This is a genomic window from Mesorhizobium sp. M1E.F.Ca.ET.063.01.1.1 (assembly GCF_003998155.1).
Taxonomy (GTDB): Bacteria; Pseudomonadota; Alphaproteobacteria; order Rhizobiales; family Rhizobiaceae; genus Mesorhizobium.
This window is the reverse complement of record NZ_RZSC01001807.1, coordinates 1-380: the sequence shown is the minus strand read 5'-3', so window position 1 is coordinate 380 and position 380 is coordinate 1. Positions and strand designations below refer to the sequence as shown.

Annotated in this window: 1 protein-coding gene; it reads right to left on the bottom strand. The window is 69.5% G+C overall.

Annotated elements, in window-relative coordinates; translation table 11 throughout:
* The coding region (locus EOA29_RS40960) for an aldehyde dehydrogenase family protein (protein WP_127222634.1) at window positions 1-380 on the bottom strand (380 nt) is incomplete at both ends.

Sequence of the window (380 nt, the reverse complement as noted above, 5' to 3'; positions counted from 1 at the left end):
GCATCGCGTCAGGCGCCGCGGTTTCGGCAAGCTGTTTCTCGATCAGCTTGGCAACCTCGGTCGAGCCGGTGAAGCAGACGCCGGCGATGCGCGGGTCGGCGGTGAGCGGCGCGCCGACCGACGGACCGTCGCCCGGCAGAAGCTGGATGACGTCCTCCGGCACGCCGGCCTCGCGCAGCAGCTCGACGGCGCGGAAAGCGATCAGCGGCGTCTGTTCGGCAGGCTTGGCGATCACCGAATTGCCGGTGACGAGCGCCGCGGCGATCTGGCCGGTGAAGATGGCCAACGGAAAATTCCACGGCGAGATGCAGACGATCGCGCCACGCGCCTCAGTGCCCGCTTCCGCACTCGCCGCCTCGGCCGCGTAGTAGCGCAGGAAG